Source organism: Massilia sp. GER05 (assembly GCF_052056005.1).
GTDB lineage: Bacteria > Pseudomonadota > Gammaproteobacteria > Burkholderiales > Burkholderiaceae_D > Telluria > Telluria orientalis.
Genome location: NZ_CP178858.1, coordinates 1,534,520 through 1,548,800 on the forward strand (window position 1 = coordinate 1,534,520; position 14,281 = coordinate 1,548,800).

The following is a 14,281-nucleotide window of genomic DNA, read 5'->3' on the forward strand; positions in this document are numbered from 1 at the left end:
GTGGGCTCGGGGAGCCCACCCTACCGCCGACCGAACATCATCAGTTCGGCCAGCAGCATCCGCGCTGGTTTGACGGTATCTAAAGCGGCCAATGCGAGCCCGAACAGCGGCTGCAGCGGCCCCGTGTTCGCGAACACGCGCGCCATCGCATCCGTCGCGCGGATGATGGCGCCGCGGTCGCGCGCACGTTCCTCGGCGAAGCGGGACAACGCGTCCGCGATGCCTCCGTCCTGCTCGATCCCGTGCCCCAAGGATCGAGCCAATAAGCGCGCGAGCACGGCCGCATCGCGCAGGCCGAGATTCAGTCCCTGGCCCGCGACCGGATGCAGCGTTTGCGCCGCGTTGCCGATCGCGACCGTGCGCGCCGAGAAGCGCGGATCCGCATTCAGCCCGAGCGGAAACGCCGCGCGTTCCGATGCGCGCGTAAAGGTGCCGAGACGTTCGCCGAACGCGTCGCCCAGCTGGCGCAGGAATTCAGGCTCGCCCAGGTCCAGCAACTGCTGCGCGCGTTCCGGCCGCACGCACCAAACGAGCGCATATTGGTGGCCATCGGGGCCGTCCTGCGGCAGCAGCGCGAGCGGGCCTTCGTCCGTGAAGCGTTCGAAGGCGCGGTGCGGTATGCCCTGGCTGCACGTCACGCGCGCGATGACCGCGGTCTGCACGTAGTCGCGCCGCCGGGTGCGTTCCGCCTGTTCGCCGAACACGCCGCCTTCGGCCTGCACGGCCACCTGCGCATGGAGCTTGCGGCCATCGTCCAGGTCGAGCACGACGCCGTCGCGGTCTTCGACGAGCGCCGTCACGCGCACGGGGCGCAAGGCCTGCACGCCCGCGCGGTCGCAGGCGCGCACCAGCGCGTCGACGACGTCGCCGTAGCGCGCCACATAGCCCAGCGCGTCGACATCGTGTTCGGCGCGGTCCATCATGCTGCGGCCCAGGTGGCCGCGGCGCGACACGTGGATCTGGTGGATCGGCGTCGCGTGCGGCTGCACGTTGGCCCACGCGCCCACGTCGACGAGCAGCTGGCGGCTGCCCCACGACAGCGCGATCGAGCGCGGATCGGAGATCGCCTGGCCCAACGCCTTCGCATCGACGAGCGCGATGCGCTTCGGTTCGACCCCGCGGCGCGCCATCAATGCGGCCAGCGCGAGGCCGACCGGGCCGGCGCCGCAGATCGCGACATCGACGGACAGCGTGTCTTCAGCCATGCGTGGTCCCCACGATCGCTTCGATCTCGGCCACCGACTTCGGCGCGGACGCCGTCAGCAAACGATAGCCGTCCCTGGTCACGACGACGTCGTCCTCGATGCGGATGCCGATGTGCCAGAAGCGTTCCGGCACGCCGCCGGCCGGGCGCACGTAGATGCCCGGTTCCACCGTCACGACCATGCCTTCCTGCAGCGGCCGCGAGGGCTTGTCGGCCTGCGTCACGTCGCGGTAGGCGCCCACGTCGTGCACGTCCATGCCGAGCCAGTGGCCCGTGCCGTGCATGTAGAACGGGACGTGGGCCTTGTCGGCGATGGCGTCGTCGACGGTGGCGTATTTCGTCTTGTCGATGAGGCCCAGGTCCAGCATGCCCTGCGCGAGCACGCGCAGGGCCGCTTCGTGGAAGGCGCCGTACGGCCGGCCCGGCGCGATGGCCTTGAACGCCGCGTCCTGCGCCGCCAGTACGAGCTCGTAGAGTGTTCTCTGGGCGTCCGTGAAGCGGCCATTCACCGGGAACGTGCGGGTGATGTCGGACGCGTAGCCATCCAGCTCGCAGCCGGCGTCGATCAGCACGAGATCGCCGTCCTGCATCTGCCGGTCATTGACGTTGTAATGCAGGATGCAGGCGTTCGGACCGGATGCCACGATGGGCGTGTAGGCCGGGAACTGGGCGCCGTGCTTGCGGAAGGCGTACAGCAGTTCCGCTTCCAGTTCGTATTCGAACATGCCGGGCTGCGCCGCGCGCATCGCGCGCGCGTGCGCGCCGCCCGAGATCTCTCCGGCGCGCAGCATCAGCGCCTGTTCGTCGGCGTCCTTGATCAACCGCATTTCGTCCAGCAGCGGCAGCAGGTTGACGACCGTGTCGGGCGCCGTCGTGCCGGTGCGGCCTTGCGCGCGCACGGCCTTGATCCAGCCGGCCACCTGCGCATCGAGCGCCGCGTTCGACGCCACCGCGTAGTACAGCGCGGGCGCGTTGGCGAGGATGCGCGCCATGTGCGTATCGAGTTCGCCGATGGGATAGGCGTCGTCGAAACCGAACGCCGTGCGCGCCGCTTCCGGGCCGTGGCGGTAGCCGTCCCAGATCTCGCGTTCGACGTTCTTCTCGCGGCAGAACAGGATGGCGCGGGCCGGCTTGTCGCCGTGCGCGGCGACGAGTACCAGCACGCTTTCCGGCTCCGTGAAGCCGGTCAGGTAGTAGAACGAACTGTCGTGGCGGTAGGGATAGTCGCTGTCGCCGTTGCGCAGGACTTCCGGCGCGGTGGGCAGCACGGCCACACTGCCGGGCTGCATCTGCGCGGCCAGGCGCGCTCGCCGATTCCCGTACTGTGCCGCGTAATCCATCATGCCCCGGCCTTCGCCACGGAGCCCGGTGGCGCGTTGAGTTCTTCGAGCTGGCGCACGGTGCCCACGTTGACCCATTGGCCATCGTAGATCTCGCCGCCCACGCGACCCTGGTCAATGAACTTGCGCATCAGCGGGCCGAATTTCAGGAACTCGCCCGCCTTGATCCCGTCAAACATCTCAGGACGATAGACGCCGATGCCGGCGAAATTCCACTTCGGGTTGCCCTCGTTGGACAGGGTGTACATCGTGAGGCCGAAGTCGCCGTCCGGGTTGTGCCACGGGTTCGGCGTCAGGTACAGCCAGGCGATGTCGCGCTTCTCGGTCGGAATGAGCTGGCCGACGGCGTCGTGGTCCTTCAGCACGTCCAGGACTTGCTCGAAGTCGAAGTAGGGCGCGTAGATGTCGCCGGAGACGGCCAGGAACGGTTCGTCGCCGAGCAGGTGCAGGGCGTTGGCGATGCCGCCGGCCGTTTCCAGCGGCGTCGGCTCGTGCGAGTAGACGATGCGCGCGCCGTAGCGGCTGCCGTCACCCAGTTCTTCCTCGATCATGTGGCCGAGGTGGGAATGGTTGATGACGATGTCCTTGATGCCGGCGCGCACGAGGTTCAGCACGTGCCAGGTGATGAGGGGACGGCCCCGCACCTTGAGCAGGGGCTTGGGACAGGTGTCGGTCAGCGGACGCATCCGCTCGCCGCGGCCCGCGGCGAAGATCATGGCTTTCATCGGCTTGTCTTCAGAAGGTGTAGCCGACCTGCGGCGCCTTGTCCTCGAGCGCGTCGAGCAGGCGCAGGAGCGGCTTGAGTTCGGTGTAGCGGTTGGCGGTCTTGCGCACGTAATCGATTACCGTGGGCAGGTCGCCCAGGTAGTGGGATTTGCCGTCGCGGTAGTTCAGGCGGCAGAAGATGCCGAGGATTTTCAGGTGGCGCTGCAGGGCCATGTATTCGAAGTCGCGGTAGAACGCGTCGATGTCCGGATTGACGGGCAGGCCGACCTGCTTCGCGCTTTGCCAGTAACGCACGACCCAGTCCAGCACGAATTCCTCGTCCCACTGGATGTAGGCGTCGCGCAGCAGCGAGGCCAGGTCGTAGGTGACGGGGCCGTAGACGGCGTCCTGGAAATCCAGCACGCCCGGGTTGCCCTGGTCGAGGAACATCAGGTTGCGCGAATGGAAATCGCGGTGCATGTAGACCTGCTGTTGCGCCAGCACGTTCGCCGTGATCGCCTCGAACACTTTATCCAGCTGGGCGCGCTGGACGTCGTTCAGCCTGGCGCCCAGGTGGCGTTCGATGAACCACTCGGGGAACAGGTTCAGCTCGCGCAGGACGAACGCGCGGTCGAATTCCGGCAGCACGCCGGCCTGGCTGGTCATCTGGAACTTGATCAGGGCGTCGATGGCGTCCGAATACATGAACGGCGCGTTGTCGACGTCCAGGCGCTGCAAATAGGTCGTCGTGCCGAGGTCGGACAGCAGCAGGAAGCCGGCTTCCACACTGCGGGCCACGATGGCGGGCACGGTGACGCCGGCGTCGCGCAGCAGGCCGTCGACGTGGATGAACGCGGGCACGTTTTCGCGCTCCGGCGGGGCGTCCATGGCGATGAGCGTATCACCCAGCTTGTCGCGTAGCGCCGGCACAACATCGAGACGGAAGTAGCGGCGGAAACTCGCGTCGGCCGACGCGGGGCGCAGGCTGGCGACGTCGACCAGGTCGAGCGGGACGAGCCATTCGGTCAGCTGGGCGAGGCGGGCATCCTTGTCGGAGGCGGAGGGAGCGTGTTGAGGCGAAGAAGACATGAAGCGTCCCGGTGAACGGGTTGGTGACTGGAGTTATAAGTTTGCCCATGCGCGGGCACGGGCGGTTCGATGTAATGATACGCGATTTCCCCTTGGATCGGACCATCCGGGCCTGAGGAGGGAAAGATCCCATTGTTAAAATTGTATCTATCGGTAAAAATCATTTCCCTTTGAAAATCAAAGGGTTATGGTCCACCGTCGCGCTTCCAAAGTATTGCCGTTGGGCCGACTAACGCGACCGTGCCGCACGAATTCCCCTATAATAAGGGATTCAATCCAAACAATCGCCCTCCATGGTGCAACGCGATCTTTCATGAGCTGGATGACGGCCCTACCATTCCCGCGGCGGCGAACTGCCGCCGCTGTGTCCGCCCTCGTGGCCGTGGCCGCGGGACCGCTGTATGCGCAAACGGCGACACCGGCTGCTCCCCGCACCGACGAGCAGGACCTGCCGATCACGATGCGCGCCGAGTCGTTCAGCGGGCGCCCGGACCGCATCCTGAACATGGAGCGCAACGTCGAGATCACGCGCGGCGCCACCGGCGTCACGGCGGACACGGCGTGCTACCGCCGCGTCGAGGACGAGGTCACGGCCGAGGGTCACATCACGATGTGGCGCTTCGGCGACCGCTACAAGGGCGACGCCCTGCAGCTGAACCTGGAAACGGGTAAAGGCTGGGTGCTGCATCCCGAATACCGGCTGGTGATGAACAATGCGCAGGGCAAGGCGCAGCGCATCAACTTCCTGGGCGAGGACCAGGCCGTCGTCGTCGACGGCACGTACAGCACGTGCGAAGGCCCCGATCCGGACTGGTATCTTAAATCCAGCACGCTGCGCCTGGACCAGGGCCGCGACGTCGGCACGGCCGGCAAGACGATCATCTATTTCAAGGACGTGCCCATCATCGGCACGCCCGCGCTGTCGTTCTCGCTGTCGGGCGCGCGCCGCTCCGGCTGGCTGCCGCCGACGATCGGCGTCGGCTCCAAGGGTTCGGCCGAGCTGATGGTGCCGTATTACGTCAACATCGCGCCCAACCGCGACCTGACGCTGTTCCCGCGCTACATCTTCGCGCGCGGCCTGCAACTGGGCGCGACGGGGCGCTACATGGGCGAGACCGACCGCGGTCCGTACCACGGCGAGACGCACGTCGAATACCTCGCGAACGACCGCCTGGCGCACCGCAATCGCTGGTGGGTCGACACGCTGCACAACCAGTACCTGGACTCCAACTGGACGTTCGGCTGGAACGCGCACGCGGCGTCCGACAACGAATACCCGTCCGACTTCTCGCGCACCGTGGCCGCCAGCGCCGAGCGCCAGCTGCTGCGCGAACTGCGCACGGACTACTACGGCCAGTACTGGAACCTGACGGCGCGCGTGCAGAGCTACCAGGTGCTGCAGGACCCGGGCGCCGTCGCGAATCCGGACCTGACCGTGGCCACGCCGTACAACCGCCTGCCGACGATTAACTTCCACGCCGGCCGCTACGACGTGCTGGGCGGATTCGACTGGGCGGTGGACGCGGAGGCGACGCGCTTCACGCACCCGGACGACAAGCAGGTGCAGGGCGACCGCGCCAACATGGTGGCGCAGGTAAGCTATCCGTGGGTGCATCCGGGCTGGTTCGTCACGCCCAAGCTGATGCTGCACGCGACGCAGTACAACCTGACGCACAACGCAGTCGGCGCGGACGACAAGATCTCGCGCGTGCTGCCCACGTTCTCGCTGGACAGCGGCCTCGTATTCGAGCGCAAGACGTCGCTGTTCGGGCCGGACGGCACGCAGACGCTGGAGCCGCGCCTGTTCTACGTGCGCACGCCGTACAAGAACCAGGACGACATCCCCAACTTCGACACGGGCGTCGCCGGTTTCAACTACGCCCAGCTGTTCACGGAAAACCGCTTCGTCGGCGCCGACAAGGTGTCGGATGCGAATCAGCTGACGGCGGCGATCGTGTCGCGCTTCATCGAGTCCAACGGCGCCGAGCGCCTGCGCCTCGCGGTCGGCAGCCGCTATTACTTCAGCGATCCGCGCGTGCGCCTGAATTCGAACGAGCAAAGCAACCAGACCCGCTCGGACGCGCTGGTCGCGGCGTCGGGCCGCATTTCGGAATCGTGGACCTTCGACAGCGGCGTACAATACGATGCACAGGCGCGCAGCCTGTACAGCTCGAATGTCGGGGTGCAGTGGCAGCCGGCCCCGATGAAGGTGTTGAACCTCGAATACCGCTACCAGCGCGACACCTTCGGCATCGCCAACGGCTTCCGCAACGCCGACGTCTCGGGCCAGTGGCCGCTGTCGCAGCGGTGGTATGGTGTGACCCGGGTCAGCTACTCGGTGCGCGACCGCAAGCTGCTCGAGAGCCTCGTCGGGCTCGAGTACAAGGCGGATTGCTGGGTGTTCCGCATGGGCGCACAGCGCTTCGTGACCGCCGCGCAGAACGTCTCGACGACGAGCTTCTTCCAGCTCGAACTGAACGGCCTGTCGCACCTGGGCTTCGGTAATCCGCTGGAGACTTTCAACAAGAGCATTCCCGGCTACACCCGGCTGAACACCAACGTCGGCCGCCCCTGACCGGGCCATGGACAACTAGATACCTGAAATGAGTGCTTTCCTGAATATGCGTACTACCCGTCTGTCTCCGCTCCGCCCGCACCAGATCAAGCTCGCGGCGGTGCTGCTGTGCGCCCTCGCCACGGGCGATGTCCTGGCCCAGGCCAAGCCTGCAGCTCCGGCTGCGGCCCCTTCCACCAAGCCGGGCTCCGGCTTCCTGCCGCCGGCGTCCAGCAACGCCCACGTCATCGATTCCGTGTACGTGATCGTCAACGACGAAGTCATCACCAAGCGCGAAGTCGACCAGCGCATGGCCGAGATCGCGCAGCGCCTGAAGGCGCAGGGCGCCCAGATGCCGGCCGAGGAAGACCTGCGCCGCCAGGTCGTCGAAGCCATGATCACCGAGCGCGCCCAGCTGCAGCTGGCCAAGGAAATGGGCGTGCGCGTCGACGACACGACGCTCGACCGCGCCATCGGCCGCATCGCCGAAAACCAGAAGATGACCGTGCAGGACATGCGCAACGCGATGGAGAAGGACGGCCTGCCGTTCTCCCAGTTCCGCGAGCAGATCCGCAACGAGATCATGATGCAGCGCCTGATCGAGCACGAAGTCGACAGCAAGATCCAGGTCACCGACGCCGAGATCGACACGTACATGGCCGCCGAGAAGGCCGCCGCCGCCGACCGCGTGGAGATGGACATCTCGCAGATCCTCGTGCGCATCCCGGAAAACGCGTCGCCCGAACAGATCGCCGCCCGCAAGGCGCGCGCCGACGAAGTGGCGCGCCAGCTGCGCACGGGCGCCGACTTCGCCAAGATGGCCGCGACGTATTCCGATTCGCCGGACGCGCTGAAAGGCGGCTCCGTCGGCTGGCGCGACCCGGACCGCCTGCCTCCGATCTTCGCGAGCGAGCTGCACAAGCTGAAGCCGGGCCAGGTGACGCCGGTGATCCGCACCAACGTCGGCTTCCACATCATCAAGCTCGTCGACCAGCGCAAGCTGGCGGATGCGCAGAAGGCCGACCAGGCCGTCGTGCAGCAGACGCACGCGCGCCACATCCTGCTGAAGATCACGCCGACGCAGAGCGAGGACGACGCCCGCAAGAAGCTCACCGAGATCAAGCAGAAGATCGACAGCAAGCAGGCGACCTTCGAAGACATGGCGCGCCAGTATTCGAACGACGGTTCGGCCTCGAAGGGCGGCGACCTGGGCTGGCTGTTCCCGGGCGACGCGCTGCCGGAATTCGAGAACCCGATGAACGCCCTGAAGCCGGGCGAGGTGTCTGGCGTCGTCAAGACCCCGTTCGGCCTGCACCTGATCCAGGTCGTCGAGCGCAAGTCGGAAGACGTGTCGAAGGAGAAGGAACGCGCGGCCGCGCGCCAGGTCCTCACCGACCGCAAGCGCCAGGAAGCGCTGGAAGACTGGAGCCGCCAGGTCCGCGACCGCGCGTACGTCGAGTTCCGCGAGGACAAGTAATTGGCCTCGAGTCCACGTCCCACGCTGGCGATCACGGTCGGCGAGCCGGCCGGCATCGGTCCGGAGATCTCGATCCGGGCCGCGTGGGCGCTGCGCGCCGACGCGCGCTGCGTGCTCGTGGGCGATGCCGCCTTCCTGTCCCTCACGGCGAGCCTGATCGACCCAGGCATCCGCCTGTCCGCGATCTCCACGCTGGCGCTGCACCACAGCGGCCTGCCGCACTTCGGCCCGGACATCATCCCCGTCGTCGACGTGCCGCTCGACGCGCACGTCGTCCCGGGCAAGCTGGACGCCGCCAACGGCCGCGCCGTGCTGGCCACGCTCGATCTCGCGATCGAGGGCACGCAGGCCGGCTGGTGGGACGCCATCGTCACGGCGCCGCTGCAGAAAAGCACCATCAACGACGCGGGCGTCGCGTTTTCCGGCCACACGGAATACCTGGCCGAGAAGACGGAGACGCCCAGGGTCGTCATGATGCTCGCGGGCTCGCCCGGAGGCGATCAGCCTTACCTGCGCGTGGCGCTGGCCACGACGCACCTCCCTTTGAAAGACGTGCCGGCGGCGCTCACGCGTGACACCCTCACGCAGGTGCTGGACATCCTGCACGCGGACCTCGTGCGCAAGTTCGGCATCGCGGCGCCACGCATCCTCGTGACGGGCCTGAACCCGCACGCGGGCGAAAACGGCTATCTGGGCCGCGAAGAGATAGCCGTGATCACGCCCGTGCTGGAAGACGCCCGCACGCGCGGCATCGACGCGCGCGGCCCGTATCCGGCCGACACGCTGTTCCAGCCGAAGTACCTGCGGGACGCCGACGCGGTACTGGCCATGTACCACGACCAGGGCCTGCCCGTGCTCAAGTACGCGACGTTCGGCCGCGGCGTCAACATCACCCTCGGCCTGCCGCTGATCCGCACGTCCGTCGACCACGGCACGGCGCTCGACCTGGCCGCCAAAGGCCTCGGCGAGGCCGATTGCGGCAGCATGGAAGAGGCGATCCGCGTCGCCCTTTCGATGGTGCGCGCGCAACAGCAACAATCCGCATAAGACCATGAAACACGTAGCCCGCAAGCGTTTCGGCCAGAACTTCCTGACCGACGACCACGTCCTTCACGACATCATCGAAGGCATCAACCCCCGCCGCGGCGACACCATGGTCGAAATCGGCCCGGGCCTGGCCGCGATGACGGCGCTGCTGCTCAAGGAGCTCGACCACATGCACGTGGTCGAACTGGACCGCGACCTCGTCGCGCGCCTGGAAAAAGCGTATCCGCGCGAGCGGCTGACCATCCACTCGGGCGACGCGCTGAAATTCGATTTCGGCAGCATCCCCGTCCCGGAAGGGAAGAAGCTGCGCGTGGTGGGCAACCTGCCGTACAACATCTCCAGCCCCCTGTTGTTCCACCTGGCCGATTTCGCCCACCTCGTCGAGGACCAGCACTTCATGCTGCAGAAGGAAGTCGTGGAGCGCATGGTGGCGGAGCCGGGCACGAAAGCCTACAGCCGCCTGTCCGTGATGCTGCAGTGGCGCTACGACATGGCCATGCTGTTCGTCGTGCCGCCGACGGCATTCGATCCGCCGCCGCAAGTCGATTCCGCCATCGTGCGCATGGTGCCGACGAAGCGCCAGCTGCCGGCCGACGCGGACGCGCTGAGTGCCGTCGTGCAGAAGGCGTTCTCGCAGCGCCGCAAGGTGATCCGCAACTGCGTGGCCGGCATGTTCACCGAACAGCAGCTCGTCGACGCCGGCATCGATCCGGGCGCGCGTCCGGAGGCCGTGGGGCTCGAGCAGTACGTGGCGCTCGCCAACATCCTCAAGCCGCAGGGCTGATCAACGTGCGGGCCGCCATCCGCGCGCCCGTGCCGCTTCTTCTCCCGCCGCGTCGAGCGGCTTGTCCGCGATGCGCGCGTCGATCGCGTCCAGCACGGCCGGCGGCAACGCGCTGCCGGCCTGGCGGTAGCCGCCCGCCGCTTCCTTCTCCGCCTCGGCCAGCACGGGAATCTTCCACTGTCCGCCCTCCCGGCACGCGAGGCCGGCCGCCGCGCCCATGACGAAGCCGCGGCAATAGGCGCCGTCGCGGGCGGCGAAGCTGACGCCCACTTTTACCGCGCCCTCCGCCTTGCCGCCGACCTGGCGGTCCAGCGCGGCCGCGAGTTCTCCCTGCGCCACCACCTGGTTGCCGTTGCCGGCGATGGCCGGACCGCCGCCGCCGGGGATCATCCGGCCGGCCAGGACGCCGACGACGAGCGTGGCCGCCAGCGCGGCCCATTCCGGCCACGACCAGCGCCGCCGCTTGTCGCGCTCCACAGCCAGCGACACGACGGGTGCCGGCGGCTGCAACCGCGCGGGCACGGGTTCGTCGAGGATGCCGGCAAACGCGGCGGCCACGTCCGCGCGCAGGGCGCGGTGGCGCTCCACGGTGGCGGCGATGGCGGGATCGGTGCGCATCGCCTGTTCGATGGCGGCCCGTTCGGCGGGTTCGAGCTCGCCGTCGGCATAGGCCATCAGGGTGTCGTCGGAATACGTCATGGTGTCCTTCGTGTTGGGTCGGCGAGCAGTTGCTGCAGGGCGTCGCGGGCGCGCGCGAGGCGGCTCGTAAGCGTCCCGACGGGGATCTCGAGCACGTCGGCCGCTTCCTTGTACGGCAGGCCGTCGACAAGCACGAGGCCGACGACGAGCCGGTGTTCCTCGGACAGCAGACTGATCGCCTTCTGCAGCGCGAGCCGCTGCTGGTGCGCCTGCGCGGTGTCGTCGCCCACGTGTTCGCCTTCCTCCTCGGGCGCGAACAACTCGGCGCGCCGCGTCCGGCTGCGCACTTCGTCGATCCACGCGTTCTTGATGATCCGGAACAGCCAGCTGTCGAGCCGCGTGCCCGGTTCCCACTGCTCGCTGCGGCCAAGCGCACGCTCCATCGCGATCTGGACGAGGTCGTCCGCGTCTTCGCGATGATAGGTCAGCGCCCGCGCGAAGCGGCGCATGCGGGGCAGCAGGGCGGCGATGTCGTCGGCAAGCATGGTCTCTATGAGGTAAACGATCCGGGCGGGGATTTTCTTCCCGGCGCCGTTCGTTATTGGGGTATCGGCCAATCATATATGATCCACTCATGAGTCCCTTCGTAAATATGCGTGTTCTCGTGGCCCTGGCGCTCCTGTGCGGCACGGTCTCCGCGCACGCGCAGCTGGGCCTGCCCTCGCTGCCGCTGCCCAGCCGCATCGGCCCGCTGGGGCTGGACGGCGTGCGCCGCCCGGTCGACCGGTTGCTCGACCGCGCGCCGTTGCCGGATCTCGGCCACCTGCGCGTCGACACCGTCCGGCGCCTGCTGCGCGACCATCCGGACCAGTTGGAGGCCGACCCGCGCGGCGAGCCGGCATTGCGCGGCGAGGTGCTGGCCGGGGCGCCGTCCGAGGCGGCCTTGCAGGCGGCGCGTGACGCGGGCGCGGCGGTCGTGCGCGACGAGGTGCTGCCCGGGCTGGGCGAACGCATGGTGGTGCTGCGCCTGCCGGCCGGTGCGTCGACCGCGGCCATGGTCGAGCGCCTGCGCGCCATCGATCCGGACGGCAGCTACGATTTCAATCATGTCTACACGGGCAGCGGGGCGGCGGGCGGCGTTCGCGCCGGCGAGGGAGACGCCGTGCGCATCGGCCTCGTCGACAGCGGCGTCGACGGCGCCCACCCCGTGTTCGAGGATGCCGCGATCACGCGCTGGGGCTGCGGCGGCCAGGTGATCCCCGCGCCGCACGGCACGGCGGTGGCGGCGCTGATGGTCGGGCGTTCCGACTACCTGCGCGGCGCGGCGCCGGGCGCGCGCCTGTACGCGGCCGACGTGTACTGCGGCAGCCCGGTGGGCGGCGCGGCCGACCGCATCGTCGCCGCGCTGGGCTGGCTCGACCAGCAGGAGGTCGGCGTCGTGAACATCAGCCTCGTCGGCCCGGCCAATGCGCTGCTGGCGCGGGCCGTCGCCGCGATGCAGGCGCGGGGACACCTGCTCGTGGCCGCCGTCGGCAACGACGGGCCGGCGGCACCGCCGCTGTATCCGGCCAGTTATCCCGGCGTCGTCGGCGTGACGGGCGTCGACCGGCGCGGCCGGCCGCTGCCGGAAGCGGCACGGGGGCCGCAGGTGAAATTCGCCGCGCCGGGCAGCCAGATGGTCAGCGCCGCGCCGGGCACGCCACCGTACCGCCAGGTGCGCGGCACGTCGTTCGCGGCGCCCATCGTCGCGGCCCTGTTGGCGCAGCGGCTGCCCCGGCCGGACCGGGCCGGCGCCGCGCGCGCCGTGGACGCACTCGCGCGCGAGGCCGGCGCTGCCGTCGCGAACGACGAGACCGGGTACGGCATCGTCGGCGCGAGCCTGCGCACGGACCCGGCGGAGCTGCGCTGAAAAATTTTTTGAAGGGATGGAAGAAATCGGCGAGCCCATCCGTTTTCCCTGTATCGGCGGTGAGAGACACCGCCCCATCACAAGGAGAACAGTCATGAAAGCCAAGTCCATTACCCTCGTCCTCATCCTCGCCCTCGGTCTCGCCACCCAGGCCCACGCGCAGCTGCTCGGCGGCCGGCTCGGCGGCTCATTGGGCGGCTCGCTGGGCGGCTCCATCGGCGGTATCAGCGGGATGAGCGGGATGAACGACATGGGCCGCGTGCACACGATGGGCGGCACGCTGCGCGACGATACCGCTGGCCGCGCGAGCCGCGCTACCAGCCAGCCGGCAGCCGGGAGCGCACCTGCGCAGCGACCGGGCGTGCTGGCGGGCGCCGGCAGCCTGGCAGGAAATGCGGGCGCCGGAAGCTCGGCCGGCGCGGACGGCTCCGGCTCGGCCAGCGTGGACGCGAGTGCCGTCACCGGGGCACTCGGCGGTGCCGCCGGCGCGGCCCGTGGCGCGGCAGGCACCGCCCGCGGCGCCGTCGGCTCGGTGCGCGACACGGCATCGACCATGAACGGCAGCGTGGCCGTCGAAGGCAGCGCGGGCGGTTCAGCGGCGGGCAGCACGGGCGGCTCGGGTGCGAGCCAGGCATCCGGTACCGCGTCGCGCCAGTAAGACGCGTTACATGTCCCCTTGCCAGTACCGGCGCGCCTTGTCGAACACGCGCGCGCCGACCTTTCTTCCCATGTCCTGACCGGGCCCCGGTCCCGCCTGCGCCGCCAGGTCCGTGAATGTGGCGTCGTCCAGGATGTCGCTGCCCGTGAAGCGGCGCAGCGCCTCGGCGGCGGCAAAGGCGGCGCATACGCCGTCGCGCGCAGCGTCGTCCGCGTCGGCCAGCGCATTGGCCAGCACGAAGAACAGCAGCACGTCGCGGTCGTCGTCATGCCCGTCGCGGACGGACACGCGCTGCGCCACGTCGCACCACACCGCGACGAACGCCAGCGGCCGTGCGGCGGCGGCCGGGCGGACCTCGGCCGGCATCAGCGCGAACGGCTGGTCGCGGTGGCGGACGTCGAGCAACGCGGCCGCCTGCATGCGCCCGATGCCCTTTGGCGTGAACAGACCGTCATCCGTGCCAGACCGGGCGTCCAGGCCGGCGAGTACGGCGTGGGCCGCATGCCCCATCGCGGCGGCCTGGCTGGCGGCGTCGCGTTCGGCCCGCGGCAGGCGCACGGCCACGCCATGCGCGGTCTGGCGGGCGTTATCGTCGTACGCCGCCCACGCGTTGTACATGCAGGTATGCACGAGGGCGAGCGCACGCGCGGGCTCATGTGCGAGTGCCACGGTGCCGATCGTTCCGAGTGCCAGCGCATTCCAGGCCCGCACCGTCGCCAAGGGCGTAGCCGCCCCGTTCGCCTCGAGTTCCAGGATGTTTTGCCGATCCATGTCGCCCCCTTTGTGCCCTCGAGAAGTATCGCCAGCGAATCCGGCCCGGCTGTTGAGCGTTCTCATGCGTCGGCTGCTCATGCGGCAACGCACCATCCGCTTTT

At 68.7% G+C, this 14,281-nt stretch carries 13 protein-coding genes; 6 read left to right on the forward strand and 7 right to left on the reverse strand.

Annotated features, from left to right (window positions below; all coding sequences use genetic code 11):
- Nucleotides 1–20 precede the first annotated feature (20 nt).
- Genes ACL58G_RS06810 through ACL58G_RS06825 form a run of 4 tightly spaced genes read right to left on the reverse strand, consistent with a single transcriptional unit; the run spans nt 21 to nt 4,338 of the window.
- Nucleotides 21–1,205, reverse strand: a complete 1,185-nt coding sequence (locus tag ACL58G_RS06810; RefSeq protein ID WP_440965892.1) for an FAD-dependent monooxygenase — start codon at nt 1,203–1,205, stop codon at nt 21–23.
- Nucleotides 1,198–2,547 carry a Xaa-Pro aminopeptidase gene (pepP, locus tag ACL58G_RS06815; RefSeq protein ID WP_440965894.1) on the reverse strand — a complete coding sequence of 450 codons (1,350 nt, stop codon included), beginning with the start codon at nt 2,545–2,547 and terminating at the stop codon, nt 1,198–1,200. Before pepP ends, ACL58G_RS06810 begins: the two co-directional genes overlap by 8 nt.
- Nucleotides 2,544–3,269, reverse strand: coding sequence for an N-acetylmuramate alpha-1-phosphate uridylyltransferase MurU (gene murU / locus ACL58G_RS06820; protein ID WP_056123940.1), 726 nt, complete (start codon nt 3,267–3,269; stop codon nt 2,544–2,546). Before murU ends, pepP begins: the two co-directional genes overlap by 4 nt.
- 10 nt (nt 3,270–3,279) lie before the next feature.
- The gene (locus tag ACL58G_RS06825; RefSeq protein WP_440965896.1) at nt 3,280–4,338 is read right to left on the reverse strand and encodes an aminoglycoside phosphotransferase family protein; all 1,059 of its coding nucleotides are present in this window, start codon (nt 4,336–4,338) and stop codon (nt 3,280–3,282) included.
- Between the two features lie 313 nt (nt 4,339–4,651).
- Here ACL58G_RS06825 and ACL58G_RS06830 point away from each other — a divergent pair, with 313 nt between their 5' ends.
- From ACL58G_RS06830 to rsmA, 4 genes are read left to right on the forward strand one after another with little or no spacing between them, the layout of a single operon-like run.
- A complete protein-coding gene (locus ACL58G_RS06830; RefSeq protein WP_440965898.1) occupies nt 4,652–6,913 on the forward strand; it encodes an LPS-assembly protein LptD in 2,262 nt (753 codons plus the stop codon).
- 46 nt (nt 6,914–6,959) lie between these two features.
- Nucleotides 6,960–8,369, forward strand: a complete 1,410-nt coding sequence (locus ACL58G_RS06835) for a peptidylprolyl isomerase (protein ID WP_371767331.1) — start codon at nt 6,960–6,962, stop codon at nt 8,367–8,369.
- On the forward strand, nt 8,370–9,416 hold the full coding sequence (gene pdxA / locus ACL58G_RS06840; RefSeq protein WP_440965899.1) for a 4-hydroxythreonine-4-phosphate dehydrogenase PdxA: 1,047 nt from the start codon (nt 8,370–8,372) through the stop codon (nt 9,414–9,416).
- 4 nt (nt 9,417–9,420) lie between these two features.
- Nucleotides 9,421–10,200 (forward strand): 16S rRNA (adenine(1518)-N(6)/adenine(1519)-N(6))-dimethyltransferase RsmA, encoded by a 780-nt coding sequence (gene rsmA, locus ACL58G_RS06845; RefSeq protein ID WP_440965901.1) that lies wholly within the window; start codon nt 9,421–9,423, stop codon nt 10,198–10,200.
- On the opposite strand, the gene ACL58G_RS06850 is transcribed toward rsmA, so the two are convergent.
- The gene (locus tag ACL58G_RS06850) at nt 10,201–10,899 is read right to left on the reverse strand and encodes an anti-sigma factor family protein (RefSeq protein ID WP_440965902.1); all 699 of its coding nucleotides are present in this window, start codon (nt 10,897–10,899) and stop codon (nt 10,201–10,203) included. It abuts the gene before it with no gap.
- Nucleotides 10,896–11,384 (reverse strand): RNA polymerase sigma factor, encoded by a 489-nt coding sequence (locus tag ACL58G_RS06855; protein ID WP_413381518.1) that lies wholly within the window; start codon nt 11,382–11,384, stop codon nt 10,896–10,898. Before ACL58G_RS06855 ends, ACL58G_RS06850 begins: the two co-directional genes overlap by 4 nt.
- Nucleotides 11,385–11,473: 89 nt before the next feature.
- Between ACL58G_RS06855 and ACL58G_RS06860 the strand changes: the two genes are divergently transcribed.
- Nucleotides 11,474–12,748 carry a S8 family serine peptidase gene (locus tag ACL58G_RS06860; protein ID WP_440965904.1) on the forward strand — a complete coding sequence of 425 codons (1,275 nt, stop codon included), beginning with the start codon at nt 11,474–11,476 and terminating at the stop codon, nt 12,746–12,748.
- Between the two features lie 94 nt (nt 12,749–12,842).
- Nucleotides 12,843–13,406 carry a hypothetical protein gene (locus ACL58G_RS06865; RefSeq protein WP_440965906.1) on the forward strand — a complete coding sequence of 188 codons (564 nt, stop codon included), beginning with the start codon at nt 12,843–12,845 and terminating at the stop codon, nt 13,404–13,406.
- Between the two features lie 6 nt (nt 13,407–13,412).
- Here the strand turns inward: ACL58G_RS06865 and ACL58G_RS06870 are convergent, their stop codons facing one another.
- A complete protein-coding gene (locus ACL58G_RS06870) occupies nt 13,413–14,177 on the reverse strand; it encodes a hypothetical protein (protein ID WP_440965908.1) in 765 nt (254 codons plus the stop codon).
- Between the last annotated feature and the right edge of the window lie 104 nt (nt 14,178–14,281).